We start from the raw sequence: 26,058 nt of genomic DNA, 5'->3' as shown, positions 1-26,058 counted from the left end.
AGCGCCGTTGTCAACAAGGCTGATGTAGAGTTTGTAGGTAAGTGGGCCTTTGAAGCCAACAAGTACCAAGCTACTTACAGCTTCGCAAGCGCAACAGCAGGTAAGCAACTTCCAGCAGCCATCACCGCATTGACCCCAAGCGACAGTGCAAAATATGTGAATGGTGATTCTGTTTCAGCTCAACAACCAGCGCAAACTACATACACAGATACTGTGAACGACGGCACATGGACCTTCAAGGGCTATGACNCAGCTAGCGCCGTTGTCAACAAGGCTGATGTAGAGTTTGTAGGCAAATGGGCCTTNGAAGCCAATAAGTACCAANCTACTTATCGCTTCGAGAGTGCAACAGCAGGTAAGCAACTTCCAGCAGCCATCACAGATTTGACCCCAAGCGACAGTGCAAAATATGTGAATGGTGATTCTGTTTCCGCTCAACAACCAGCGCAAACGACCTACACAGATACTGTGAACGACGGCACATGGACCTTCAAGGGTTATGACACAGCTAGCTCCGTTGTCAACAAGGCTGATGTAGAGTTTGTAGGAAAATGGGCCTTTGAAGCCAACAAGTACCAAGCTACTTACAGCTTCGCAAGCGCCACAGCAGGTAAGCAACTTCCAGCAGCCATTGCCGCATTGACTCCAAGCGACAGTGCAACATATGAGAATGGTAACTCTGTTTCCGCTCAACAACCAGCGCAAACTACATACACAGATACTGTGAACGACGGTACATGGACCTTCAAGGGTTATGATGCAACTAGCGCCGTTGTCAACAAGGCTGATGTAGAGTTTGTAGGGAAATGGGTCTTTGAAGCCAATAAGTACCAAGCTACTTACCGCTTCGAGAGCGCAACAGCAGGTAAGCAACTTCCAGCAGGTATCGCAGCCTTGACCCCAAGCGACAGTGCAACATATGAGAATGGTGATTCTGTTTCCGCTCAGCAACCAGCGCAAACGACCTACACAGACCCAGTGAACGACGGCACATGGACCTTCAAGGGCTATGACGCAGCTAGCGCCGTTGTCAACAAGGCTGATGTAGAGTTTGTAGGGAAATGGGTCTTTGAAGCCAATAAGTACCAAGCTACTTACCGCTTCGAGAGCGCAACAGCAGGTAAGCAACTTCCAGCAGGTATCGCAGCCTTGACCCCAAGCGACAGTGCAACATATGAGAATGGTAACTCTGTTTCCGCTCAGCAACCATCTCAAACGACTTATACAGATACTGAGAACGACGGCACATGGACCTTCAAGGGCTATGACGCAGCTAGCGCCGTTGTCAACAAGGCTAATGTAGAGTTTGTAGGTAAGTGGGCCTTTGAAGCTAAGCAAGCTCCTAGTCCGCAACCGGAACCAGCGCCGCAACCGCAGCCACAACCGCAGCCACAACCACAGCCACAGCCGGCACCATCGCCGCAACCGCAGCCACAACCACAGCCACAGCCGGCACCATCGCCGCAGCCGCAACCTCAACCTCAACCACAGCCGGCACCAACGCCACAACCACAACCAGCACCTCAACCAAATCCAGTTCCACCAGTGAATCCAGGAGAGGAGCAGGGATCTGATAATAATCAGGCAGATAGACATCAACCAGAACAACCAAGAAAACCTGAAGAGAATCCACCAGTTCAAAGTCCAGCAGGAGAAAAGGTAAAACAAGCTACATTGCCAAATACAGGTAGCACTGCACCGCTTTCACTCATTGGACTAATGACAAGCTCTCTTCTTGCAGGTCTAGGAGGATTACTTCTTGGTCGCAAGCGGAAAGATGATTAAGTACTGATTTTATCTAGAGTATATCGACTTTTATAAGATTATTAAGCAGGTAGTTGACTGTTTGACAAATCTATCTGAGTCACAAGCTTTAAGGCTGAGAGAAGACTAATTTGGTCTTCTCTTTTTGTATTTTTATTAGAAATCAAATGTTTAATTTTAAGTCTAAGAGTGGTATTTGGAGAAATTGAGAGCCTTGTGATAGGTCAGATGAGTTGGACTACTGAAAATGTTCAAAATATGGTATAATGGTTAGATGAATAGAATCGAGGATAATATGTCATTTACGAAATTTCAGTTTAAAAATTATATAGAAAAGGCTTTGGAAGAGTTGAATTTTACAACTCCGACAGAGGTTCAAGATAAGTTAATTCCCATTGTCTTGGCAGGTCAAGACTTGGTTGGTGAATCAAAAACAGGTTCAGGAAAGACCCACACTTTCCTCCTACCGATTTTCCAGCAACTGGATGAAACAAGTGAAAGTGTGCAAGCGGTCATCACTGCTCCAAGTCGTGAGTTAGCTACTCAGATCTACCAAGCGGCTCGTCAGATTGCGGCCCACTCAGATGTCGAAGTCCGTGTGGTCAACTATGTGGGTGGTACGGACAAGGCTCGTCAGATTGATAAATTGGCAAGTAACCAGCCACATATTGTCATCGGGACTCCAGGTCGTATCTATGACTTGGTCAAATCTGGTGATTTGGCTATTCACAAGGCCAAGACCTTTGTTGTCGATGAAGCCGATATGACCTTGGATATGGGATTCTTAGAGACAGTTGATAAGATTGCAGGAAGTCTTCCTAAGGACTTGCAATTTATGGTCTTCTCAGCGACTATTCCACAAAAATTGCAACCGTTCTTGAAAAAATACTTGTCAAATCCTGTCATGGAGAAAATCAAGACCAAGACAGTCATCTCAGATACGATTGATAACTGGTTGATTTCGACCAAGGGCCGCGACAAGAATGCTCAGATTTATGAGTTGACTCAGTTGATGCAGCCTTATTTGGCAATGATCTTTGTTAACACTAAAACGCGTGCAGATGAATTGCATACATACCTAACAGCTCAAGGCTTGAAGGTGGCTAAGATTCATGGAGATATTGCTCCTCGTGAGCGCAAGCGGATCATGAATCAGGTGAAAAATCTTGATTTTGAGTACATTGTCGCAACGGACTTAGCAGCGCGTGGAATTGACATTGAAGGTGTTAGTCATGTCATCAATGATGCCATTCCCCAAGACTTGTCCTTCTTTGTACACCGTGTTGGACGAACTGGGCGTAACGGTCTACCCGGTACAGCTATTACCCTTTACCAGCCTAGTGATGACTCGGATATCCGTGAGTTGGAGAAATTAGGAATCAAGTTTACTCCTAAGATGGTCAAAGATGGAGAGTTTCAAGATACCTATGACCGTGATCGTCGTGCCAACCGTGAAAAGAAGCAGGATAAGCTTGATATTGAAATGATTGGCTTGGTTAAAAAGAAAAAGAAAAAAGTCAAACCAGGCTATAAGAAGAAGATTCAATGGGCGGTGGATGAAAAACGTCGCAAAACCAAGCGTGCTGAAAATCGTGCTCGTGGCCGTGCCGAGCGTAAAGCCAAACGCCAAACATTTTAAGGATAAAATTGGAGTCGAATGGCTCCTTTGCTAAATTTCAAGTTCAAGTTAGCCAGCAAGCAGTCTTTTCTGGGCGACTTGTAGTCAAAGCATTTTTTAGGATAGTTATTAATCCAATTTTCGATGAAGGCGACCTCCTTAGGAGTCGTTTTCTTAGTTCCTTTAGGTAACCATCTACGAATGAGCCTATTGTGATTCTCATTAGTTCCCCTTTCCCAAGAGGCATAGGGGTGTGCATAGTAGATATGCTCCTTAGAAAACACATTAGACAGGCGGTTGAATTCCGTTCCATTATCTGCCGTGATGGAAAGAATCTTGTGTTGTCTTAAGATGAGTTTTAGAACCCGATTGACAGACTCAGCGCTTTTATTGGGAATTAATCGAATAATTTGGTGTCTGCTCCTTCTATCCGTCAAGACCAGCAAGCAGCAGTTTTTCGCTCTTGTCAGTAGGACCGTATCAATCTCATAATGCCCATTCTCCAATCGAAGATTGATAGCTTTAGGATGCTGTTCAATGGATTGACCAGCAGGTTTAAAGTTGGGGCTAGCTTGTTTCTTGACAGTTTTTCCTTTTCTAGGATAAAGGAGGTTCTGTTTGGTTAGTCCCAATTTCCTATGATGAATCCAGTAGTAGCTAGATATTGTAGGACTGTACCACGCTTGATTTCATTGTGGATGGTCTGAGGAGCTTTTCCAAGTAGAGAGGCGATTTCTCTATTTGATTTTCCTTCATTTTTCCATCGTTCGATTAAACGACGGCTATGGATTGTCAAGTGTTTAGCTTCTGTAGTATAATTGTTTTGCATCTCTGTGCCTTTCTTGTGTTTGTGGCGAACAACAAGTATAACACAGAGGTGGTTTCTTATGCCTATAACTAGATTTCATTTGACAATATTGACTAGTTGAACCAGCTCATTTTTAGGAAAGTTGGGTGGCTAACTTCATTATAGAATTTTTATCCATCTTCTTTTTTTCACTTTTATCTTTTTTCTCTTGCCATCTACTAGCTTTTCTAGTATAATAGTTAATTGTGAGCAAACCTCACTTACCCCTTGCAAAGACTAGGGGTCATTAGACCAAAAGGAGGAACATATCAATGGCTAAATACGAAATTCTTTATATCATTCGTCCAAACATTGAAGAAGAAGCGAAAAACGCTTTGGTAGCACGTTTTGACTCTATCTTGACTGACAACGGTGCAACTGTTGTTGAATCAAAATCATGGGAAAAACGTCGTCTTGCATACGAAATCCAAGATTTCCGTGAAGGACTTTACCACATCGTTAACGTTGAAGCAAACGATGACGCAGCTCTTAAAGAGTTTGACCGTCTTTCAAAAATCAACGCTGACATTCTTCGTCACATGATCGTCAAACTTGACGCGTAAGAAGGTAAACTATGATTAACAATGTTGTACTTGTAGGGCGTATGACACGTGACGCTGAGTTGCGTTATACCCCATCAAATGTAGCAGTTGCGACTTTTACTCTTGCAGTAAACCGTACATTCAAGAGTCAAAATGGCGAACGTGAGGCTGATTTCATCAATGTCGTTATGTGGCGCCAACAGGCTGAAAATCTTGCTAACTGGGCTAAAAAAGGCTCTCTTATCGGGATCACAGGTCGTATCCAGACTCGTAGTTACGATAACCAGCAAGGACAACGTGTCTACGTAACAGAAGTCGTGGCTGATAATTTCCAAATGTTGGAAAGCCGTAGCGTGCGTGAAGGACATACAGGTGGAGCTTATTCTGCACCAACTGCTAGTTATACAGCACCTACACAATCAGTACCTGACTTTTCACGTGATGAAAATCCATTTGGAGCAACCAATCCGTTGGATATTTCAGATGATGATTTACCATTCTAATGGACAATTAAAACTATAAAGGAGAAAAAACATGGCTCAACAACGTCGTGGCGGATTCAAACGCCGTAAAAAAGTTGATTACATCGCAGCAAATAAAATTGAATATGTTGATTACAAAGATACTGAGCTTCTTAGCCGTTTCGTTTCAGAACGTGGGAAAATCCTTCCACGTCGTGTAACAGGAACTTCAGCTAAAAACCAACGTAAAGTAACAACAGCTATCAAACGCGCTCGCGTAATGGCTTTGATGCCTTTCGTAAACGAAGATTAAAAAAGAGGTCCAGTGGACCTCTTTTTCATGAGCTGGAAAATAAGAAAGCGAATTAAGACCCGGGTGGGTCTTTTTTTCAGGTCCCCCGGACCTCTTTTTCAGCTTCATACGGGCCTTTTTATCAGGTCCTATGAATCTCTTTTTCAGACTTTACAGGACTCTATTAGAAAGGGCTCTCTTTTGATCTAGTAAGATTCCTTTGCCTTACTAGGTTTTTTCTTTTAATTTTTATTATCGTGCTATAATGGTAGGAGAAAGCTTTAAAGGAGCATCTTATGAAGACGAAATGTTCAATTAGAAAAATGCAAGAATCTGACATTAAAAATCTATCTCAAGGATTTATCAGCCAAGGTTGGCCCGGTAGAGAGGAAATTTTGGCTAGATATTTTCTGGAACAGAAAAGCAGGGAGAGAGAAGTCTTAGTTGTAGAGATTGATGGTGTAGTAGCGGGGTACATTACTATTTTACCAATTGCCAAGCAAGGTCCCTTTGCTGGGATGGCTCCAGAACTTTCAGATTTCAATGTCTTTGAGCTTTTTCAAAATCAAGGAATTGGAAACCTCTTGATGGAAGAAGCTGAAAATCGAGTTAAGCTCATATCGGATAAGGTGACCCTTGGTGTTGGGCTCCATTCAGGGTATGGACCTGCTCAGAGATTGTACATGAAACGAGGTTATATTCCAGATGGTACGGGAGTTTGGTATCGAAACCAACCGTTGGAAATGAATGCCACTATTCAAAATAATGATGATTTAGTTTTGTACTTATCCAAAGAATTTGAATAAGAGGTAGCAAATTTTTTGAAGATATGGGATTTCTCTACTTTATGGTATAATGGAAAGAGTTAGATTGAAAGAGGTAGAGAGATGGATGCGAAATTAAAATACAAGGCAAAGAAGATTAAGATTGTCTTTTTTGATATCGATGATACCTTGCGTGCGTCAAAGACAGGTTTTATTCCAGCTACGATTCCCACGGTTTTTAAGCAGTTACGAGAAAAAGGAATTTTAACAGGAATCGCCTCTGGACGAGGGATTTTCGGTGTCGTACCAGAGATTCGTGACCTCAAGCCTGACTTTTTTGTGACCTTGAATGGTGCCTATATAGAAGATAAAAAAGGAAATGTCATTTATCAAAATCAGATTGAGAAGTCAGATGTAGAGGAGTACATTTCTTGGACGAAGGAAGAGGGAATTGAGTATGGCTTGGTTGGAAGTCATGACGCCAAACTCTCCACTCGGACAGAAATGATTAGTGAGGCTATTGATCCGATTTACCCGAACTTGGATGTGAATCCTGACTTCCATGAAAAAGTAGACATTTATCAAATGTGGACCTTTGAGGATAAAGGGGATGACTTGCATTTGCCAGATTCATTGTCGGATAAACTTCGCATGGTGCGTTGGCATGAACATTCATCTGATGTGCTACCAATTGCAGGTTCAAAAGCAACTGGTGTAGCCAAGGTTGTAGAACACCTAGGCTTAAAACCAGAGAATGTTATGGTCTTTGGGGATGGTCTCAATGACTTGGAACTCTTTGATTATGCTGGAATCAGTATTGCCATGGGAGTTTCCCACGAAAAGATCAAAGAAAAAGCAGATTATATTACAAAAACAGTAGAAGAAGATGGCATTTTTGATGCCTTAGAAGGATTTGGTATGGTAGAAAAAGAATTGCAGTTCCCACAAGTAGAAATTGAAACAGTAGAAGGTCCTCTTGCGACCATTAAGACAAATCACGGAGACTTGCGTATCAAGCTCTTCCCTGAACATGCTCCTAAAACAGTGGCTAACTTTGTTGCTCTGTCAAAAGACGGTTACTATGATGGTGTGATTTTCCACCGAATTATCAAGGACTTTATGATTCAAGGCGGGGACCCAACCGGTACTGGTATGGGGGGAGAATCAATCTACGGCAACTCTTTTGAAGATGAATTTTCAGAAGAACTCTACAATATCCGTGGTGCCCTTTCTATGGCCAATGCTGGTCCAAATACCAATGGTAGCCAGTTCTTTATCGTTCAAAACCAACATTTGCCATACTCTAAGAAAGAGATTGCGCGTGGTGGCTGGCCTGAACCAATCGCTGAGATTTATGCCGAGCAAGGTGGAACTCCTCATCTTGACCGTCGTCACACTGTTTTTGGGCAATTGGTCGATGCAGAATCTTTTGCTGTCTTGGATGCCATTGCAGCTGTTGAGACAGGCGCTATGGACAAACCAGTTGAAGATGTAGTAATTGAAACGATTGAAATTGAGGACTAAGATGAAAATCGGTGATAAGCTAAATGGGCGTATTACAGGAATCCAGCCCTATGGTGCCTTTGTTGAGTTAGAGACAGGGGTGATTGGGTTGATTCACATCTCGGAGATTCGGACAGGATTTATTGAAAATATCTATGAAGTTTTGAAAATTGGTGAAGAAGTGCAAGTTCAGGTTGTTGATTTAGACGAATTTTCAGGTAAAGCTAGTCTATCTATTCGCACTCTGGAGGAAGAAAAACATCAATTGCCAAGACGGAGACGTTTTTCAAATGATCGTATCAAGCATGGTTTTTCTCCACTTGGCCGAATGATGCCAATCTGGACAAAGGAAGCCCTCAACAATCTGAGAGAGAAAAACTAGTTTATTAGATTTCGTATTTTTAAAATCAATATATGGAAGAACAATTATTAAAACCAGGAGAGCGAATCAACCAGCTCTTTTCGACAGATATCAAGATCATTCAAAATAGAGAGGTGTTTAGCTATTCGGTGGATAGTGTTCTCTTGTCACGCTTTCCTCGCTTCCCTAAACGGGGGTTAATTGTGGACTTTTGTGCTGGAAATGGTGCAGTGGGACTTTTTGCAAGTAGTCGTACAGAGGCAAAAATTCTCTCTGTAGAGATTCAGGAGCGTTTGGCGGATATGGCAGAGCGTTCGGTTCAGTTGAATGGCTTGGAAGAGCAGATGCAGGTCATATGTGATGATTTGAAAAATATGCCTGCCCACATTCAGGGAAGTAAGGTGGATATGATTTTGTGCAATCCGCCTTATTTTAAGGTGGATCCGCATTCCAATCTGAACGAGAGTGAACACTACCTTCTGGCCAGACACGAAATTACGACTAACCTAGAAGAAATCTGCCGTAGTGCTCAGAGTATTCTCAAGTCTAATGGCCGTTTGGCTATGGTCCATCGTCCTGATCGGCTCTTGGATATCCTAGATATGCTTCAACGCCACAATTTGGCACCCAAGCGCCTGCAATTTGTCTATCCTAAACGTGAGAAGGAGGCCAATATGCTCTTAATCGAAGCTATCAAGGATGGATCGACCAGTGGTTTTAAGGTCTTGCCACCACTCATCGTTCACAATGATGATGGTTCTTATACCCCAGAAATTCAAGAGATTTACTATGGATCATAAGGCCTACATGTATGTGGTAGAGTGTCGCGACGGTTCTTATTATACGGGCTATACAACGGATGTGAAGAGGCGCCTTGCCGTTCATAATAGTGGTAAGGGAGCCAAGTATACCCGAGCTCGCTTGCCAGTCAAACTCATCTATGCTCAGGGTTTTGCCAGTAAGGAAGAAGCCATGTCTGCAGAGGCTCTCCTCAAACGCAAGAAACGTCCACAGAAAGAACGATTTTTATCTGAAAATCAAGAGAAGAATCTAGTCAACCATATTGATGTCTAACGAGGAGTCTTTTGACTCCTCTTACTTTTGTCAAAAGAGGAAAAAAGTGCTACAATAAGATGAATAAATTTAAAGAGGTATTATCATGTCTAAGATTCTAGTATTTGGTCACCAAAATCCAGACTCAGATGCCATCGGGTCATCTGTAGCCTTTGCCTATCTTGCAAAAGAGGCTTATGGATTGGACACAGAAGCAGTTGCTCTCGGTACTCCAAATGAAGAAACAGCCTTTGTTTTGAACTATTTTGGTGTAGAAGCACCACGCGTCATCACATCTGTTAAAGCAGAAGGTGCAGAGCAAGTTATCTTGACTGACCACAATGAATTCCAACAGTCAGTGTCAGATATCGCTGAAGTAGAAGTTTACGGAGTAGTGGATCACCACCGTGTGGCTAACTTTGAAACTGCAAGCCCACTTTACATGCGCTTGGAACCAGTTGGATCAGCGTCTTCTATTGTTTACCGCATGTTCAAAGAACATGGTGTAGCAGTTCCTAAAGAAATCGCTGGTTTGATGCTTTCAGGTTTGATTTCAGATACCCTTCTTTTGAAATCACCAACAACTCACCCATCTGATAAAGTTATTGCTCCTGAATTGGCTGAATTAGCTGGTGTCAACTTGGAAGAGTACGGTCTCGCTATGCTCAAAGCTGGTACTAACTTGGCTAGCAAATCTGCTGAAGAATTGATCGACATCGATGCTAAGACCTTTGAACTCAACGGAAACAAGGTTCGTGTTGCCCAAGTCAATACAGTTGATATTGCTGAAGTCTTGGAACGCCAAACTGAAATCGAAGCAGCAATGCAAGCAGCTAATGCTGCAAACGGCTACTCTGACTTTGTCTTGATGATTACTGATATTGTGAACTCAAACTCAGAAATTTTGGCTCTTGGATTAAACATGGACAAGGTTGAAGCTGCCTTCAACTTTAAACTTGAAAACAACCATGCCTTCCTTCTAGGTGCCGTTTCACGTAAGAAACAAGTGGTGCCTCAGTTGACAGAAAGCTTTAATGGCTAATAGTCTGTGAGATAATTGAAATGAGGAAACGTTAGTTTCCTTATAGCTAAAGGGGTTTCGGCTCCTTTTTTTCTAGGAGAGAAAGATGTTAGAAAATGGTGACTTGATTTTTGTTAAGAATCTTTCAGATATGGGGCAGGCTATCCAGGCTTCTACTGGGAACTATAGTCATGTAGCCATCTTTTTGGACGGATTGATCTATCATGCTAGTGGGCGAACAGGTGTTATCTGTCAAGAACCAGCTGTTTTTTTTGAACCGACTCATCTCTATGACCTTTATGTCTATCCAGAGATGGAAGCTGATTTGGTAAAGGAAAGAGCCTGCAAACATTTAGGTGCACCCTATAATGACTCTTTTTATCCAGATGGGAATGGCTTTTACTGCTCCCAGTACATCGCAGAAATTCTCCCTATTTTTGAGACCATTCCGATGCAATTTGGAGACAGGGAGCAGGAGATTAGTGATTTTTGGAGGGAATATTACAGGAAACTCGAACTTCCTGTGCCTCTGAATCAACCAGGGACCAATCCCAGTCAGTTGGCAGCATCTTCTCTTTTAGAATGTAAAGAAAGGAATCTTCATGATTCAGATTTTTAATCCATCTCGTTTGACTCGACAGCCATTTTTTATAGATTTGGTTGACTATCTGGACCAGCATGACGATGTGATTCTACGAGAAATCAAGGCTCAGTTTCCAGATGTGGCAGTTGATAAACTCATGGAAGAGTATATAAAGGCAGGCTTGATCCTAAGGGAAAACAAACGCTATTTTCTCAATCTCCCTTTTTTAGAATCGATAGACAATCTATCCCTTGACCAAGAAATTTTTGTCAGAGAGGATAGTCCAGTTTATCAAGCCTTGCTGAAGAAGACTTTTGGGACAGAATTGTGCAATCAAACCAATGCAGCCATTCTAGTCGAATCTACGGATTTTGCAAGAGAAAAAATGACCCTGTCGAATTATTTCTACAAGGTCAAGAATCATTATCCTTTGACACAAAAACAGCAGGAACTCTATGCCATTTTGGGAGATGTCAATCCTGAGTACGCCCTCAAGTATATGACGACTTTTTTACTGAAATTCCTCAAAAAGGACCAGCTGATGCAGAAACGCCGTGATATCTTCGTTGAGAGTCTAGTCGTCTTGGGCTATGTAGTGCAAAACGAAGAAGGAAAGTATGAGTTGGCTGTTGATTTTGACAAGGAGCGGTTGACTTTCTATTTACCTTAATTGCTTCATTTTGAGCAGATTGTTTGACTTTACTAAAGAATAAGCATAAACTTAATGTAAGCGATAACATTTATCGTATTAAAAGCAAAGGAGACAGAGCTATGTCACTTGAAAATAAGTTGGAACAAGCAACTGGTGCTATCAAAGAAGGATTTGGTAAAGTTACTGGTGATAGCAAAACAGAAGCAGAAGGTACTGTAGAAAAAACAGTTGCAAAAGCAAAAGAAGTTGTTGAAGATGCTAAAGGTGCTGTAGAAGGTGCCGTTGAAGGTCTTAAAAACTCATTTAAGAAAGAAGACTAAAAAAATCAAGGGAATGTTTCCCTTGATTTTTTGGATTTTATAGGTAACGTTCTGCGACAGCTGAGTCGCCAGGGTAGGATTCTTTCACTCCATTGACGATCTGGTAGCAATCAGCTCCCTTACCAGCAATAATCACGGCATCTAGTTCTTGATTTGTGATGGACATGGCTGCTTTGATGGCTTGTTCGCGATCGGCAATCTTTTCAACAGGATGACTGATGTAGTTGCTGATTTCATTTGCAATGGCTATTGGATCTTCATAGTTTGGATCATCAGCGGTGAGAAAGACTTGAATCTCAGGGTGTTGATCGAGAAGGAGTCCAAAGTCTTTGCGACGACTTTCACCCTTGTTTCCAGTCGAACCGAGAACCAGAGCAATTTTTCCAGTTTGATGAGTTTCAACCACATTGATGAGTTTTTTCAGACTGTCTCCATTGTGAGCATAGTCGATGAAGACCTTGGCTCCATTTTTCTGCGTGAGGACTTCCATACGTCCAGGAACTCGGGTCGCAGCGATTCCTTTTTTGATGTCCTCTAGACTGGCACCTAGACGGAGGCAGGCAAGTCCTGCAGCGACTGCATTTTCTTGGTTAAAGTGGCCAATGAGTTGAATGTCATAATCACCAGCGAGTTTACCTGTAGCGGAAAAGCTAAAGGCTTTGGAGTTCTCGATTTGGTTACTTGACCGGCTACCATAGAAGTCATGCTCTTGATGTTCCACTTGTTCTTTTAGTACAGAAAAGTGATCCATGTCGCTGTTAATGACAACTGCTCGGCTATTTTTCATCAAGAGACGTTTGTGGTAGAAGTAGTCTTCAAAGCTAGGATGCTCAATCGGACCGATATGGTCAGGAGTGATGTTAAGAAAGACACCTACATCAAAGGTCAGACCATAGACGCGTTTGACCAGATAGGCTTGACTAGAGACTTCCATGATGAGGTGGGTTCTACCATTCTTAACAGCCTGAGCCATCATATCAAAGAGATCAATGCTCTCAGGAGTTGTGAGGGCAGATTTAAAGAAGGTCTTACCATCTAAGGTTGTATTCATGGTTGACAGCATAGCTGGGCGATGGTGTTGAGCTAAGATGTTATAGGCAAAATAGGCCGCTGTCGTCTTTCCTTTCGTCCCTGTGAAAGCGAGAATTTTGAGTTTCTCTTGTGGATTGCCATAAAACTCCATAGCAATCAAACTCATGGCTTTCTTGATATCGCTCACAACGATGACAGGGATACCAACCTCGTAGTCCTTTTCGGCAACATACCAGGCTAAGCCCTGAGTTATAGCAGAAAGAAGGTATTCTTTTTTAAAGGCAGCGCCTTTTGCAAAAAAAAGAGTGCCTTCTTTTACTTTTTGGCTGTCGTAACTGATGCTATCAAAAACAACTTCACTGTAGTTGTAGTGGTAGTGTCCTTGGTCGATAATCTCGCGAAAAAGGCCATCTTTCTTTAAAATATCTAATGCGGTTTCAATCTTTATCATACTTTCTATTATAAACTTCAAGTCTGAATTTTACAAGTAACAAGGAAAAGTTTATAATGGAAGATAAGGAACTTTTCCTAGTTATCAAAATTGAATGAGGAAGCTATGTCTAACGAAAACAATCACCAGCAAGCCCAGATGTTGCGAGGGACTGCTTGGCTAACAGCTAGTAACTTTATTAGTCGCCTCCTTGGGGCTATCTATATTATTCCCTGGTATATCTGGATGGGGACTTATGCCGCCAAGGCAAATGGTCTCTTTACCATGGGCTACAATATTTATGCTTGGTTCTTGCTGATTTCGACAGCGGGTATCCCGGTTGCGGTTGCTAAACAAGTGGCTAAGTACAATACTATGCGAGAAGAAGAGCATAGCTTTGCCTTGATTCGGAGTTTTCTAGGCTTTATGACGGGCTTGGGACTAGTCTTTGCCTTGGTCTTGTATCTCTTTTCTCCCTGGTTAGCAGACTTATCAGGTGTGGGGAAAGACCTGATTCCCATCATGCAGAGCTTGGCTTGGGCAGTTTTGATTTTCCCATCTATGAGTGTTATCCGAGGCTTCTTCCAAGGGATGAACAACCTGAAACCCTATGCTATGAGTCAAATCGCCGAGCAGGTGATCCGTGTTATCTGGATGTTGCTGGCTACTTTCATCATCATGAAAATCGGATCAGGGGATTACTTATCAGCGGTTACTCAGTCTACCTTTGCAGCCTTTGTGGGGATGGTGGCAAGTTTTGCAGTTTTGATTTATTTTCTTTCTAAGGAGGGACTGCTCCAAAAGGTATTTGAAACACGAGATAAGATCAATAGTAAGCGACTTTTAGTCGATACCATCAAGGAAGCCATTCCCTTTATCCTGACAGGATCAGCCATCCAGCTCTTCCAAATTTTGGACCAGATGACCTTTATCAATAGCATGACCTGGTTTACTAACTATAGCAATGAAGACTTGGTTGTCATGTTTTCTTATTTCTCAGCCAATCCCAATAAAATCACTATGATTTTGATTTCTGTTGGTGTCTCGATTGGAAGTGTCGGCTTACCACTTTTGACGGAAAATTATGTCAAGGGTGATTTGAGAGCTGCTGCTCGTCTTGTCCAAGATAGTCTAACCATGCTCTTTATGTTTCTTTTACCAGCAACAGTTGGGGTCGTCATGGTAGGGGAGCCTCTCTATACAGTTTTTTACGGTAAGCCAGATAGTCTGGCCATGGGCTTATTTGTCTTTGCGGTCTTGCAGTCTACTATCTTAGGTTTGTATATGGTTTTGTCACCCATGCTTCAGGCCATGTTCCGCAATCGCAAGGCAGTGCTTTATTTTGTCTATGGTTCCCTTGCTAAGTTAGTCTTGCAGTTACCAGCTATTGCCATTTTCCACAGCTACGGTCCCTTGATCTCAACGACCATCGGTCTCATCATTCCAAATGTTCTGATGTACCGAGATATTTTTCAGGTGACGGGTGCACGTCGTAAGATTATCTTAAAACGGACAATTTTAATTACGATTTTGACAATAGTCATGTTTATCTTAGTTGGTTTCCTACAGTGGATTTTAGGATTTTTCTTCCAACCAACAGGACGCTTCTGGAGTTTCCTTTATGTAGCCCTCATTGGAGGTCTCGGGGGAGGACTCTATGGTTTAATGAGTCTTGGCACTCACCTATTGGATAAGATTATTGGGAAACCTCAAGCAGATCGCTTGCGAGCAAAATTTAAACGATCTTAACAAAATAGATTTATAACTAAAAGAAAAGCTAGCTCCTTGTTAAGTGTCTGGGTTAGCTGACATTTAAATTTCTATAAATTAAAATCCCTAGAATCAGTTGTTCTAGGGATTTATTGGGGTGTGAGCATCATTAATTCTACAATCATAGCGATATAGAGGACTAAGGTTAGGAGAAAACCTGCTCTCCAGAAGAATTTGATGAATTTAGGGTAATAAAAACTTCGTTTTTTGAAAAGGAAAAAGACTACAAGGAGGATTGCTAGGAGAGAAAGTGCAACACCAAGTCGCGGTAGAAAGTTGTGGGTAAAGGCTTTTGCAGTGATAAGATAATACTCGAATACCAAAAGTGGAAAAGCTAAATCCGCAAAATTCAGTCCTAGTTTTTTCAGTTTAAAAAGTTTTGTTACAATGATGGAGACCACGAGGGTTAATACCAACAATAAAGTAGCTGCTATTTTCATTAAAATCATACCCATATTGTATCATAAAAAATCATTAAAGGAAATGAGAAACAAGGGAATTTGTAGGAAAGTCAGGCTTTTGAGATTGTGGGTGTTTTTTGTTATAATGAAAGTTATGAAATCTTATAATACCTTGAATGATTATTATCGAAAACTTTTTGGAGAAAAAACTTTCAAAGTTCCGATTGATGCGGGGTTTGACTGTCCAAATCGCGATGGAACTGTGGCACATGGGGGCTGTACCTTTTGTACGGTTTCGGGCTCTGGAGATGCCATTGTGGCACCAGATGCACCTATCCGTGAGCAATTTTATAAGGAAATCGACTTTATGCACCGCAAGTGGCCAGATGTTAAAAAGTATCTGGTTTATTTTCAAAACTTTACCAATACCCATGAAAAGGTGGAAGTGATTCGGGAACGTTATGAACAAGCCATCAACGAACCGGGTGTGGTGGGAATCAATATCGGAACGCGTCCGGACTGTTTACCAGACGAAACCATCGAATATTTGGCTGAGTTATCGGAGCGCATGCATGTGACGGTAGAATTGGGCTTACAGACTACTTATGAAACAACATCTGACCTGATTAATCGTGCCCATTCTTATGAATTGTATGTGGAAACGGTCAAACGTTTGAGAAAGTATCCCAAGATTGAGATTGTTTCCCATCTAATCAACGGACTACCTGGGGAAACTCATGAGATGATGGTCGAAAATGTCCGCCGCTGTGTCACGGATAATGATATTCAAGGAATTAAACTGCACTTGCTCCACCTTATGACTAATACACGTATGCAACGAGATTATCACGAAGGACGCTTGCAACTGATGAGTCAAGACGAATATGTCAAGGTCATTTGTGACCAATTGGAAATCATTCCCAAGCACATCGTCATACATCGAATCACAGGAGATGCGCCTAGAGATATGTTGATTGGTCCCATGTGGAGCCTCAATAAATGGGAAGTGCTAAATGCTATTGAAACTGAAATGAGACGCCGCGGCAGTGTTCAAGGATGCAAGGCTGTAAAACAGGAGTTTGAAAATGAAAAGACCACTTGAGATGGCACATGATTTTTTGGCTGAAGTCGTGACAAAAGAGGATATCGTAGTGGATGCGACCATGGGTAATGGACACGATACGCTTTTTTTAGCCAAGCTAGCTAAGCAAGTCTATGCCTTTGATATACAGGAGCAGGCTTTGGAGAAAACCCAAGAGCGTTTAAATGATGCGGGTTTAGAGAATGTCCAGTTGATTTTGCAAGGACATGAGACACTTGATCAGTTTGTGACAGAAGCCAAGGCAGGGATTTTTAATCTGGGTTATCTGCCATCTGCTGACAAATCAGTCATCACACAACCTCAGACTACCATTAAAGCCTTAGAGAAGCTTTGTCATTTGCTTGTCAAGGGGGGACGGATTGCCATTATGATTTACTATGGCCATGAGGGAGGAGATATCGAGAGGGATGCTGTTTTGGACTTTGTTAGCCAGTTGAACCAACAAGAGTACACAGTTGCGATTTATCGGACTCTCAACCAAGTTAACAATCCACCGTTTTTAGTTATGATTGAGAAATTAGAAAGATATAGACATGGATAAACAATACCTTCGTGAGAAGCTTGAGGCTATGCGCCAAAATTTTGTCGAGTCAACGCAGCATGAGCGAGCGGTTGGAGTACTTGACGAAGCACATATGAGCAAAAAGATGCTTAAAATCAAGAAAAAATTAGTGGCTCTTGAAATGGAACGGTGCCAGAAAAAAATTGAGCATAAAGACTGCTCAAAGATTGATCAAAAAATCCAAGAGCAAAAGGAGATTTTTGAATTTTGTTGTAAAAAAGATTAAGGAGGAATTGTGTGGAATTACTCATATACTTGATTCTATTTTTATTTGTCTTAATCATTTCAACCACGACCAATAAACTTCTACCTTTTTTGCCCCTTCCTCTTGTGCAAATCCTTTTGGGGATTGGGATTGGCTTATTTGTCCCCAATACGGACTTTCATCTCAATACAGAGCTGTTTCTGGCCATGGTTATTGGTCCCTTACTTTTTCGGGAGGCAGAAGAAGCGGACATTACATCCATTTTGAAGCACTGGCGGATTGTCGTCTTCCTGATTTTTCCTGTGATTTTTATCTCGACCTTAAGCTTAGGGGGCATGGCTCACTTCCTTTGGCTTACTCTTCCTTTGGCGGCCTGTTTAGCAGTTGGAGCGGCACTTGGACCGACGGATTTGGTAGCCTTTGCTTCTCTGTCTGAGCGTTTTAGCTTCCCAAAACGGGTATCCAATATCCTAAAAGGGGAAGGACTCTTAAATGACGCTTCTGGCCTGGTTGCCTTTCAGATGGCTCTTGCTGCTTGGACAACAGGAACTTTTTCTCTCAGCCAAGCAGGAACTTCCCTAGCAATTTCTATCCTTGGTGGTTTTGTAGTCGGTTTTGTGACAGCTATGGTCAATCGTTTCTTGCATACATTTTTACTGAGTGTGCGAGCGATAGATATAGCCAGTGAACTCTTGCTAGAGTTAAGTTTGCCTCTTATGACCTTCTTTATTGCCGAAGAAATCCATGTTTCAGGGATTATCGCAGTTGTAGTTGCAGGGATTTTGAAGGCTAGTCGTTTCAAAAAAATTACGCTTCTAGAGGCCCAGGTGGACACCGTGACAGAGACCGTCTGGCACACCATGACCTTTATGCTAAACGGATCTGTCTTTGTTATCTTGGGAATGGAATTAGAGTTGATTGCGGAGCCGATTCTGTCTAATTCTCTCTACAATCCCTTTCTTTTACTGCTTTCAGTTGTGGTACTGACCTTCATGCTCTTTGCGATCCGCTTTGTTATGATTGCTGGTTTTTACTTTGTGAGAACACATCGACTCAAGAAAAAAATCCATAAGTACATGAAAGATATGCTTCTTTTGACCTTCTCTGGTGTCAAAGGGACAGTATCTATCGCGACGATTCTCCTCATACCAAGTCATTTGGAGCAGGAATATCCTCTGTTGCTCTTCCTAGTAGCAGGCGTTACACTATTAAGCTTTTTAACGGGTTTACTGGTTCTCCCTCACTTATCTGAGGAACAAGAGGAAAGCAAGGATCATTTGATGCATATTGCGATTTTGAATGATGTAGCTGCAGAATTAGAAAAAGAACTAGACCATCACAAGAACAAACTCCCTCTTTATGTAGCTATTGATAATTATCATGGTCGGATTGAAAACCTCATCCTTAGTCTGGAAAATAAGAGAGTCCAAGAGGACTGGGAGTCCCTCAAACTTCTTATCTTGAGCATTGAGAGTGATGGTTTGGAGCAAGCCTACGAGGAAAATAGAATCAGTGAGCGTGGCTATCGAGTTTACCAACGTTACCTAAAAAACATGGAGCAGAGTATCAATCGGAATTTCGCTTCTAGAGTGACTTATTATTTCCTAGTTTCCTTACGGATACTGCGCTTTCTACTCCATGAAATGTTTACCTTTGGAAAAACATTCCGTAGTTGGATGAATGAAGAATCGCGTAAACTATTAGCAGTTGACTATGATCAGATTTCAGAGTTGTATTTGGAAAATACAGAGCTGATTATCGAGAGTTTGGAAAACCTCAAAGGGGTTTACAAGAGTTCTTTGATTAGTTTTATGCAAGAGTCTCGTCTACGCGAGACGGCCATTATCGGAAGTGGTGCTTTTGTTGAGCGGGTTATCAATCGCATCAAGCCAAACAATATCGATGAAATGCTACGAGGCTACTATCTCGAACGTAAGGCAATCTTTGAATACGAAGAAGCTAAACTGATAACAGCCAAGTATGCCAAAAAACTACGCCAAAATGTTAATAATTTAGAGAATTATTCTCTGAAAGAGGCCGCAAATACCTTGCCTTATGATATGCTAGATTTAATCAGAAGAACTTAAATGATGAAGAAAATGACGGAGGATGGAACATGAAAAAGTGGTGGAAAGAGCTGATGGACAGGCCCTTATTGAAAGCTTTTTTGCATTATTATCAAGCATCTGATAGTGAGTTAACCAGTGTTGCGGTTGCTTACTATTGGTTGATTTCAATCTTTCCTTTGCTAATGATAATGGTCAATATCTTGCCTTATTTTCAGATTCCGGTCTCAAATTTCTTACTCACGATTAAAGAATTCCTACCTGATACAGTGTATGATGTGGTCGCCAAGATTGTCCGAGAAGTTCTGACTCAACCCTCAACAGGCTTATTGAGCTTTGCAGTTTTGTCAGCTCTATGGACCTTCTCAAAATCAATGGATTTCCTCCAAAAGGCCTTTAACAAAGCCTATGGAGTGACCAAGAGTCGAGGAATTATCTCCCATCAGTTGATGAGTTTACTGGTTAGTTTCGGCCTGCAGATTCTTTTTGCCCTAGCCTTGTTTTTGAGTATGTTTGGTCGTATGTTGCTTAACCTTTTCAAAACTTACTGGCAATCAGATAGTCCGCTACTCTCCTACCTGCAAGATTTTACAGGCCCTCTGGTCTATGCCTTGATCTTTGCCATTCTAGTCATGATTTACTATTTTCTTCCCAAAGTAAAAGCACCACGAATCCGCTATGTTTTACCAGGAAGTGTCTTTGTCTTGCTAACTCTTATCTTTTTATTGAATATCTTTTCTGTTTATGTCAATAGTTATGTCAATCATCTAGTTGACGTCCGATTTTTCAGTTCCATTATCGTGGTAGTCATGATGTTCTGGTTTATTCTCATTGCTAAAATTTTGATTATCGGGGCAGTTATCAATGCCAGTGTGCAGAGCTTAAAAGATCCAACCTTTAAAAAAGACTAATTCTTTATCCATTACAAAACGCATACTATCAAACTTGATAATATGCACTTTTTTTGATTGTGAAAATTAATAGATAAACATGGCATCACCGAAACTAAAGAAACGGTAGTGTTCTTGAATAGCATGTTGGTAAGCATCTAGGACTAAGTCACGGCCTGCAAAGGCAGAAACCAACATAACGAGAGTTGACTTGGGGAGGTGGAAGTTGGTTGAAAAAGCATCCACGACCTTCCATTGGTAACCTGGTTTGATAAAGATATTGGTCCAGCCAGAATCTGCTTGGATTTGTCCGTCAAACTTGGAACCAATAGTTTCCAACGTACGGATAGAAGTGGTTCCGACAGCGATGACACGACCTCCATTTTCCTTGACAGAGCGAAGGGTAGAAGCTGCTTCCTCAGACAGTTGGTAGAACTCTGAGTGCATTTCATGTTCGTCCAGATTGTCAACAGAAACGGGTCTAAAGGTTCCTAAGCCAACATGGAGAGTCAAATAAACCAAATGGACACCCTTGGCTTGGATTTCTGCTAGCAGTTCTTTGGTGAAGTGGAGACCAGCAGTCGGCGCGGCAGCAGAACCACTTTCTTTAGCGTAGACCGTTTGATAGCGCTCGCGATCATCTAGTTTTTCATGGATATAAGGCGGTAATGGCATTTCACCTAGACTTTCCAAAACTTCTAGGAAAATTCCTTGGTATTCAAAGCGGACAATGCGGCCCCCATGGGTCAATTCTTCCGTAACGACAGCACTGAGACGACCATCTCCAAAGCTGACTCGAGTACCGACCTTGAGGCGTTTGGCAGGTTTAGCTAGGACTTCCCACTCATCACTAGCAGTGTTTTTTAGAAGGAGAAGTTCCACATGACCTCCCGTTTCTTCCTTTTGACCATAGAGGCGAGCTGGGAGAACACGGGTGTCGTTCATGACAAGGGCATCACCTGGTTCCAACATATCAATAATAGAGTGGAAGTATTTATCTTGAAATTCTCCCGTCTCACGATTGACGATGAGGAGTTTGGAGGCATCACGTTTTTCAAGGGGTGTTTGGGCAATCAATTCCTCAGGCAAGTGGAAATCAAAATCAGCTGTATTCATTTTTTTTCATCATTCTTTCTAACTTCTAATCTTATCCATTATAACATGTTTCAAGTTTGGACGCTCTTTTTTTGGAAAATAAATCGTTTTCACTTGACAAAAATTGGTCTATACCATATAATGAATATAGAAATATGGAGGATATAAAATGAAAGTTATTAAAGTTGAAAACCAAATCGAAGGTGGAAAAGTAGCTTTTGAAATTTTGAAGGAAAAGTTGGCCAATGGCGCTCAAACATTGGGACTTGCGACAGGAAGCAGCCCGCTTGAGTTTTACAAGGAAATCGTTGAGAGTGACCTTGATTTTTCAAATCTAACCAGTGTCAACCTTGATGAGTATGTGGGACTTGATGGAGACAATCCTCAGTCTTACCGTTACTTCATGCAAGAACACTTGTTTAATCAAAAACCATTTAAAGAAAGCTTCTTGCCTCGTGGGGTTAAGGACAATGCTGAAGCAGAAGTAGAACGCTACAATCAAATTTTGGCTGACCATCCTGTTGATTTGCAAATCTTGGGAATTGGTCGCAATGGACATATCGGATTTAATGAACCTGGTACTCCATTTGACAGTCAAACGCATCTAGTAGAACTTGATCAGTCTACCATCGAAGCCAATGCTCGCTTCTTTGACAAGATTGAAGACGTTCCAACTCAAGCCATTTCAATGGGGATCAAAAACATCTTGGATGCCAAGTCTATTATTCTTTTTGCTTATGGCGAGTCGAAAGCAGAAGCCATCGCTGGAACAGTGTCAGGCCCAATAACTGAAAGTCTACCAGCAAGTAGCCTCCAAAACCACCCCGATGTGACCATCATTGCCGATGCAGCAGCGCTTAGTTTGCTTGAAAAATAAAATATTTATTATTAAAGATCATTCAATTCTTTGGGTTGGGTGATTCTTTAATGTTTAATTGCCTAAAATGAAAGATAATATAAAACTAGAATCGTAATTAATAACTTAAAATATGTGATAGTTAACAAAAAAGATATTTTTAAAAGGATTTTTATTTATGAGAGAATATTCAGTAACTTATAATAATTTAACAAAAAAATTAAAAGAGCATTATAAACAACATAAATATAAAGGTCAAACTACTAGAGATGTTACATCTTTCGTAAGAAGCCATTCCATCAATATTGAGACATTTCATGATCTAATAATGGAAATAGCAGAACTCTCATATAAAAATCCTGATGTCATGTTGTTTTATAGAGGCCAAAATAATAACTATATAAAAACTAAATATGCTACTTTGTATCCTACAATCTATCGTTCAAATAGTGAAAAAGATATTAATTTTGATTTTGATATTTTAGAAAAAACATCGACTCTGTTAATGACAGAATTAGAAAAAGATAATAATGTGGATAAGGAAGAAATAAAAGAATTAAAGAAAATTAAATTACTGCAATACTCAATATTACAACACTATGAAGTATGTAAGACACCATTATTAGATTTAACTCAATCAATAAAAGTAGCGTGTTCATTTGCTATATTAGACAATAAAGATAAAACGGGATATATCTATGTATTAGGAATGCCTTATGTAAATGGTAGGATTTCGGTAGATTCTGAAGATTATATTACAAACGTAAGATTATTAAGCATAAGTTCTAGCTCTTCAAAAAGGCCATTTTTTCAAGAGGGATATTTGGTACAGACAGAATTTGCTTCTAATGCTGATATAGAAAAAGGTGAACTAGATTTTAATAGAAGAATAGTTGCTATTTATAAATTTAAAAATACTAAAAAATTCTGGGGCTCTGAAAGACCAATTGAAAAGGGAAATTTATATCCAGAAGAAGATACAATGAAAGATATTTGTGATAGGCTTAAGGAGAGAAAGTACGACTATATAGGAAATGAGGATAATAACGGGAATTTAATCGGAACATTTTTAACTTTGTGGAATTTATTAGAGGACGAAATTAGAAATACAACACAACTCAATGATTTGCAAAAAGGTTTAAAAGTACTTGTAAATGGAAGAAATAAAGTAAATGAAGACGAAAGACAAAAAATAGACGAAATTCGTAGGTTTAGAAATAAACTTGTACACAATACTAATGATGTTTCAGGTAAAGATTTGGATAATAAAATAATCGATTTAAAGAACTTATTAAGAGAATTAAACATAAAGTTTAAAGATATAAATTAAAAATATTTTTAAGTAGATTTAACAATAAATAGAGAATAATGAGTAAAATATTAACTGTATCCCCTTGACATTTATTCACTTTGTGTGTAAAATAGAATAGATCTTGAACTTGAAGGGAGTGAAAAAAATGTCTAAAACAGTAGTACGTAAGAATGAATCTCTTGACGATGCACTTCGTCGTTTCAAACGTGCGGTTACTAAAGCTGGTACTCTTCAAGAAACACGCAAACGTGAATTCTATGAAAAACCTTCTGTAAAACGTAAACGTAAATCAGAAGCAGCTCGTAAACGTAAAAAATTCTAATTTGAAATGAAAGGCTAGAGAAATCTAGTCTTTTTATTTTTAAATAAATACTGTAAATCCTGCAAAAAAAGGAAACTTCCAACTACAATTTGATATAATAGTAGGGAGAACTCGATTGAAGGAGGAAATTATGTCGGTTTTAGTAAGAGAAGTAATTGAAAAGCTTAGACTAGATATTGTCTATGGTGAAGGCGAATTGCTTGAAAAGGAAATCAATACTGCGGACATTATGAGACCTGGTCTTGAAATGACGGGCTATTTTGATTACTATACTCCAGAACGGATTCAGCTGTTAGGGATGAAGGAGTGGTCCTATTTGGTTGCCATGCCTGCCCATAACCGTTATCAAGTTTTGAAGAAAATGTTTCTACCTGAAACACCTGCGGTTATCGTTGCTCGTGGCTTGGTAGTGCCAGAAGAAATGTTGAAAGCTGCTAGGGAATGTAAGATTGCGATTTTAACCAGTCGAACATCAACCAGTCGTTTATCTGGAGAGTTATCTAGCTACCTTGATTCCCGTTTGGCTGAACGTACGAGCGTGCATGGTGTCTTGATGGACATCTATGGCATGGGTGTCTTGATCCAAGGGGATAGTGGTATCGGTAAGAGCGAGACAGGTCTTGAGCTTGTGAAACGTGGACACCGTCTAGTAGCAGATGACCGTGTAGATATCTTTGCCAAGGATGAAATGACTCTTTGGGGAGAGCCCGCTGAAATTTTGAAGCATTTGCTTGAGATTCGTGGAGTGGGTATTATTGACGTGATGAGTCTCTACGGAGCAAGTGCTGTAAAAGATTCTTCACAAGTCCAGTTGGCTGTTTACTTGGAAAATTACGATACCCATAAGACCTTTGATCGTCTAGGGAACAATGCCGAAGAGCTAGAAGTTTCTGGAGTAACGATTCCGCGTATCCGCATTCCAGTAAAAACAGGACGCAATATCTCTGTTGTTATTGAGGCGGCAGCCATGAACTATCGCGCTAAAGAAATGGGATTTGATGCGACACGTTTATTTGAAGAACGCTTGACTAATCTCATCTCCAAAAATGAGGTGAAAGATGATTAATCCAGTTGCATTTGAAATCGGTCCTTTTTCCATTCGTTGGTATGCTTTGTGTATTGTAGCTGGTTTGGTTTTAGCAGTTTATCTTGCCATGAAAGAAGCTCCTAAAAAGAAAATTCTATCAGATGATATTTTGGATTTTATCCTGATTGCTTTTCCAGTAGCTATTTTAGGTGCTAGACTATACTACGTACTCTTTCGCTTAGATTATTATCTGCAAAATCCAGGTGAAATCATCGCCATTTGGAATGGTGGTTTGGCCATTTACGGAGGTTTGATAGCAGGGGCTATTGTCCTTTATATCTTTGCGGATAGAAAGCTGATCAATACTTGGGATTTCTTAGATATTGCAGCTCCGAGCGTCATGGTTGCGCAAAGTTTAGGACGCTGGGGAAACTTCTTTAACCAAGAAGCCTACGGTGCAGCGGTAGATAGTCTGGATTATTTGCCGGGCTTTATCCGTGACCAGATGTACATTGAGGGGAGCTACCGTCAACCGACCTTCCTATATGAGTCGGTTTGGAATCTGATTGGATTTGCTTTGATTCTGATTTTTAGACGAAAATTAAAGGGAATCAGACGTGGTCATATTACTGCTTTCTACTTGATTTGGTATGGCTTTGGTCGTATGATTATCGAAGGGATGCGGACGGATAGTCTCATGTTCTTTGGTTTGCGAGTCTCTCAATGGTTATCAGTTATCCTTATCGGACTCGGTATTTTTATCATACTTTATCAAAATCGAAAGAAAGCCCCTTTCTATCATACAGAGGAGGAAAAATAAATGTTAGAAGTTGCATATATTCTTGTTGCGATTGCTTTGATTGTCTGTTTAGTCTATTTGACAATCACGATTCAAAAAGCAGGTCGTATGATTGATGAAACAGAGAAAACCATCAAAACGTTGAGCTCAGATGTGAACGTTACCTTGCATCAGACCAATGAATTGTTGGCTAAGGTTAATGTGTTAGCAGACGATATCAATATCAAAGTTGCGACGATTGATCCACTTTTTACAGCTGTGGCAGACTTGTCTGAGTCAGTATCTGATCTCAACCAACATGCACGTGTTTTAGGCAAAAAAGCTTCATCTGCTGGTTCAAAGACCATTAAAACAGGTGCAGGCTTGTCAGCTCTTCGTGTCGCAAGTAAATTTTTCAAAAAATAAAAA

29 protein-coding genes and 1 pseudogene are annotated in these 26,058 nt (G+C 40.8%); 26 read left to right on the top strand and 4 right to left on the bottom strand.

The window, feature by feature from the left end:
- Both D8801_RS07045 and D8801_RS07040 read left to right on the top strand, forming a co-directional pair.
- A partial coding sequence (locus tag D8801_RS07045) for an SHIRT domain-containing protein (RefSeq protein WP_125848828.1) occupies nucleotides 1-1,785 on the top strand: 1,785 nt, incomplete at its 5' end.
- A gap of 274 nt (nucleotides 1,786-2,059) precedes the next feature.
- A complete protein-coding gene (locus D8801_RS07040; protein WP_125848826.1) occupies nucleotides 2,060-3,403 on the top strand; it encodes a DEAD/DEAH box helicase in 1,344 nt (447 codons plus the stop codon).
- Here D8801_RS07040 and D8801_RS07035 read toward each other — a convergent pair.
- A pseudogene (locus D8801_RS07035) lies at nucleotides 3,400-4,211 on the bottom strand (IS30 family transposase). The gene D8801_RS07040 and the pseudogene D8801_RS07035 overlap by 4 nt on opposite strands.
- A gap of 290 nt (nucleotides 4,212-4,501) precedes the next feature.
- On the opposite strand from D8801_RS07035, the gene rpsF reads away from it, so the two are divergent.
- The 12 genes from rpsF (at nucleotide 4,502) to D8801_RS06975 (ending at nucleotide 11,781) form a co-directional block, all read left to right on the top strand.
- A complete protein-coding gene (gene rpsF / locus D8801_RS07030; RefSeq protein WP_001151782.1) occupies nucleotides 4,502-4,792 on the top strand; it encodes a 30S ribosomal protein S6 in 291 nt (96 codons plus the stop codon).
- An 11-nt stretch (nucleotides 4,793-4,803) separates the two neighbouring features.
- Nucleotides 4,804-5,274, top strand: coding sequence for a single-stranded DNA-binding protein SsbA (gene ssbA / locus D8801_RS07025; RefSeq protein WP_000609594.1), 471 nt, complete (start codon nucleotides 4,804-4,806; stop codon nucleotides 5,272-5,274).
- A 31-nt stretch (nucleotides 5,275-5,305) separates the two neighbouring features.
- Nucleotides 5,306-5,545, top strand: a complete 240-nt coding sequence (rpsR, locus tag D8801_RS07020; RefSeq protein WP_000068664.1) for a 30S ribosomal protein S18 — start codon at nucleotides 5,306-5,308, stop codon at nucleotides 5,543-5,545.
- Nucleotides 5,546-5,820: 275 nt separating this feature from the next.
- Nucleotides 5,821-6,330: a GNAT family N-acetyltransferase gene (locus D8801_RS07015; RefSeq protein WP_125848824.1), complete on the top strand. Its 510-nt coding sequence runs from the start codon at nucleotides 5,821-5,823 to the stop codon at nucleotides 6,328-6,330.
- Nucleotides 6,331-6,411: 81 nt separating this feature from the next.
- Nucleotides 6,412-7,812: a bifunctional Cof-type HAD-IIB family hydrolase/peptidylprolyl isomerase gene (locus tag D8801_RS07010; protein ID WP_125848822.1), complete on the top strand. Its 1,401-nt coding sequence runs from the start codon at nucleotides 6,412-6,414 to the stop codon at nucleotides 7,810-7,812.
- A gap of 1 nt (nucleotide 7,813) precedes the next feature.
- A complete protein-coding gene (locus D8801_RS07005; protein WP_125848820.1) occupies nucleotides 7,814-8,173 on the top strand; it encodes a S1 RNA-binding domain-containing protein in 360 nt (119 codons plus the stop codon).
- Nucleotides 8,174-8,205: 32 nt separating this feature from the next.
- Entirely contained in the window at nucleotides 8,206-8,952 is a 747-nt protein-coding gene (locus D8801_RS07000) for a tRNA1(Val) (adenine(37)-N6)-methyltransferase (RefSeq protein ID WP_125848818.1), read from the top strand.
- Nucleotides 8,942-9,226 carry a GIY-YIG nuclease family protein gene (locus D8801_RS06995; RefSeq protein ID WP_042902738.1) on the top strand — a complete coding sequence of 95 codons (285 nt, stop codon included), beginning with the start codon at nucleotides 8,942-8,944 and terminating at the stop codon, nucleotides 9,224-9,226. The genes D8801_RS07000 and D8801_RS06995 overlap by 11 nt, the downstream gene beginning before the upstream one ends.
- A gap of 85 nt (nucleotides 9,227-9,311) precedes the next feature.
- Entirely contained in the window at nucleotides 9,312-10,247 is a 936-nt protein-coding gene (locus tag D8801_RS06990) for a manganese-dependent inorganic pyrophosphatase (RefSeq protein WP_125848817.1), read from the top strand.
- An 85-nt stretch (nucleotides 10,248-10,332) separates the two neighbouring features.
- Entirely contained in the window at nucleotides 10,333-10,845 is a 513-nt protein-coding gene (locus tag D8801_RS06985; RefSeq protein WP_125848815.1) for a YiiX/YebB-like N1pC/P60 family cysteine hydrolase, read from the top strand.
- Nucleotides 10,829-11,479, top strand: coding sequence for a DUF1803 domain-containing protein (locus D8801_RS06980; protein ID WP_125848813.1), 651 nt, complete (start codon nucleotides 10,829-10,831; stop codon nucleotides 11,477-11,479). Before D8801_RS06985 ends, D8801_RS06980 begins: the two co-directional genes overlap by 17 nt.
- A gap of 101 nt (nucleotides 11,480-11,580) precedes the next feature.
- On the top strand, nucleotides 11,581-11,781 hold the full coding sequence (locus tag D8801_RS06975) for a CsbD family protein (RefSeq protein WP_000051186.1): 201 nt from the start codon (nucleotides 11,581-11,583) through the stop codon (nucleotides 11,779-11,781).
- Nucleotides 11,782-11,818: 37 nt separating this feature from the next.
- Here D8801_RS06975 and D8801_RS06970 read toward each other — a convergent pair whose 3' ends face one another.
- Nucleotides 11,819-13,264 (bottom strand): UDP-N-acetylmuramoyl-L-alanyl-D-glutamate--L-lysine ligase, encoded by a 1,446-nt coding sequence (locus D8801_RS06970; protein WP_125848811.1) that lies wholly within the window; start codon nucleotides 13,262-13,264, stop codon nucleotides 11,819-11,821.
- Nucleotides 13,265-13,369: 105 nt separating this feature from the next.
- Here D8801_RS06970 and D8801_RS06965 point away from each other — a divergent pair, with 105 nt between their 5' ends.
- Nucleotides 13,370-14,992, top strand: coding sequence for a putative polysaccharide biosynthesis protein (locus D8801_RS06965; protein ID WP_125848809.1), 1,623 nt, complete (start codon nucleotides 13,370-13,372; stop codon nucleotides 14,990-14,992).
- A gap of 110 nt (nucleotides 14,993-15,102) precedes the next feature.
- On the opposite strand, the gene D8801_RS06960 is transcribed toward D8801_RS06965, so the two are convergent.
- On the bottom strand, nucleotides 15,103-15,468 hold the full coding sequence (locus tag D8801_RS06960) for a DUF3397 domain-containing protein (RefSeq protein ID WP_125848807.1): 366 nt from the start codon (nucleotides 15,466-15,468) through the stop codon (nucleotides 15,103-15,105).
- 91 nt (nucleotides 15,469-15,559) lie between these two features.
- On the opposite strand from D8801_RS06960, the gene mnmL reads away from it, so the two are divergent.
- The 5 genes from mnmL to D8801_RS06935 are packed head-to-tail and all read left to right on the top strand — an operon-like array spanning nucleotide 15,560 to nucleotide 20,260.
- Entirely contained in the window at nucleotides 15,560-16,516 is a 957-nt protein-coding gene (mnmL, locus tag D8801_RS06955) for a tRNA modification radical SAM protein MnmL/YtqA (RefSeq protein ID WP_125848805.1), read from the top strand.
- On the top strand, nucleotides 16,500-17,057 hold the full coding sequence (mnmM, locus tag D8801_RS06950) for a tRNA 5-(aminomethyl)-2-thiouridylate-methyltransferase MnmM (RefSeq protein ID WP_185758511.1): 558 nt from the start codon (nucleotides 16,500-16,502) through the stop codon (nucleotides 17,055-17,057). The genes mnmL and mnmM overlap by 17 nt, the downstream gene beginning before the upstream one ends.
- On the top strand, nucleotides 17,050-17,304 hold the full coding sequence (locus tag D8801_RS06945; protein WP_125848802.1) for a hypothetical protein: 255 nt from the start codon (nucleotides 17,050-17,052) through the stop codon (nucleotides 17,302-17,304). Before mnmM ends, D8801_RS06945 begins: the two co-directional genes overlap by 8 nt.
- Before the next feature lie 11 nt (nucleotides 17,305-17,315).
- Complete coding sequence (locus D8801_RS06940; protein ID WP_125848800.1) at nucleotides 17,316-19,370, top strand: cation:proton antiporter; 2,055 nt, start codon at nucleotides 17,316-17,318, stop codon at nucleotides 19,368-19,370.
- 29 nt (nucleotides 19,371-19,399) lie between these two features.
- Entirely contained in the window at nucleotides 19,400-20,260 is an 861-nt protein-coding gene (locus D8801_RS06935; RefSeq protein WP_125848798.1) for a YihY/virulence factor BrkB family protein, read from the top strand.
- Between the two features lie 66 nt (nucleotides 20,261-20,326).
- On the opposite strand, the gene queA is transcribed toward D8801_RS06935, so the two are convergent.
- On the bottom strand, nucleotides 20,327-21,355 hold the full coding sequence (queA, locus tag D8801_RS06930) for a tRNA preQ1(34) S-adenosylmethionine ribosyltransferase-isomerase QueA (RefSeq protein WP_125848796.1): 1,029 nt from the start codon (nucleotides 21,353-21,355) through the stop codon (nucleotides 20,327-20,329).
- 148 nt (nucleotides 21,356-21,503) lie between these two features.
- Here queA and D8801_RS06925 point away from each other — a divergent pair, with 148 nt between their 5' ends.
- The 6 genes from D8801_RS06925 (at nucleotide 21,504) to D8801_RS06900 (ending at nucleotide 26,055) form a co-directional block, all read left to right on the top strand.
- Nucleotides 21,504-22,211 (top strand): glucosamine-6-phosphate deaminase, encoded by a 708-nt coding sequence (locus D8801_RS06925; RefSeq protein ID WP_125848794.1) that lies wholly within the window; start codon nucleotides 21,504-21,506, stop codon nucleotides 22,209-22,211.
- Between the two features lie 157 nt (nucleotides 22,212-22,368).
- Nucleotides 22,369-23,520 carry an FRG domain-containing protein gene (locus D8801_RS06920; RefSeq protein WP_125848792.1) on the top strand — a complete coding sequence of 384 codons (1,152 nt, stop codon included), beginning with the start codon at nucleotides 22,369-22,371 and terminating at the stop codon, nucleotides 23,518-23,520.
- Nucleotides 23,521-23,647: 127 nt separating this feature from the next.
- Complete coding sequence (gene rpsU, locus D8801_RS06915; protein WP_000048054.1) at nucleotides 23,648-23,824, top strand: 30S ribosomal protein S21; 177 nt, start codon at nucleotides 23,648-23,650, stop codon at nucleotides 23,822-23,824.
- Between the two features lie 130 nt (nucleotides 23,825-23,954).
- Nucleotides 23,955-24,890 (top strand): HPr(Ser) kinase/phosphatase, encoded by a 936-nt coding sequence (gene hprK / locus D8801_RS06910; protein WP_038805477.1) that lies wholly within the window; start codon nucleotides 23,955-23,957, stop codon nucleotides 24,888-24,890.
- Nucleotides 24,883-25,671: a prolipoprotein diacylglyceryl transferase gene (gene lgt / locus D8801_RS06905; protein ID WP_125848790.1), complete on the top strand. Its 789-nt coding sequence runs from the start codon at nucleotides 24,883-24,885 to the stop codon at nucleotides 25,669-25,671. Before hprK ends, lgt begins: the two co-directional genes overlap by 8 nt.
- Nucleotides 25,672-26,055 carry a DUF948 domain-containing protein gene (locus D8801_RS06900; protein ID WP_009730340.1) on the top strand — a complete coding sequence of 128 codons (384 nt, stop codon included), beginning with the start codon at nucleotides 25,672-25,674 and terminating at the stop codon, nucleotides 26,053-26,055.
- The last annotated feature ends 3 nt before the right edge of the window (nucleotides 26,056-26,058 follow it).

The sequence above is a fragment of the Streptococcus oralis genome (assembly GCF_003943415.1).
In the GTDB taxonomy this organism is placed as follows: Bacteria; Bacillota; Bacilli; order Lactobacillales; family Streptococcaceae; genus Streptococcus; species Streptococcus oralis_BJ.
This window is presented reverse-complemented; position numbering and strand designations above follow the sequence as displayed.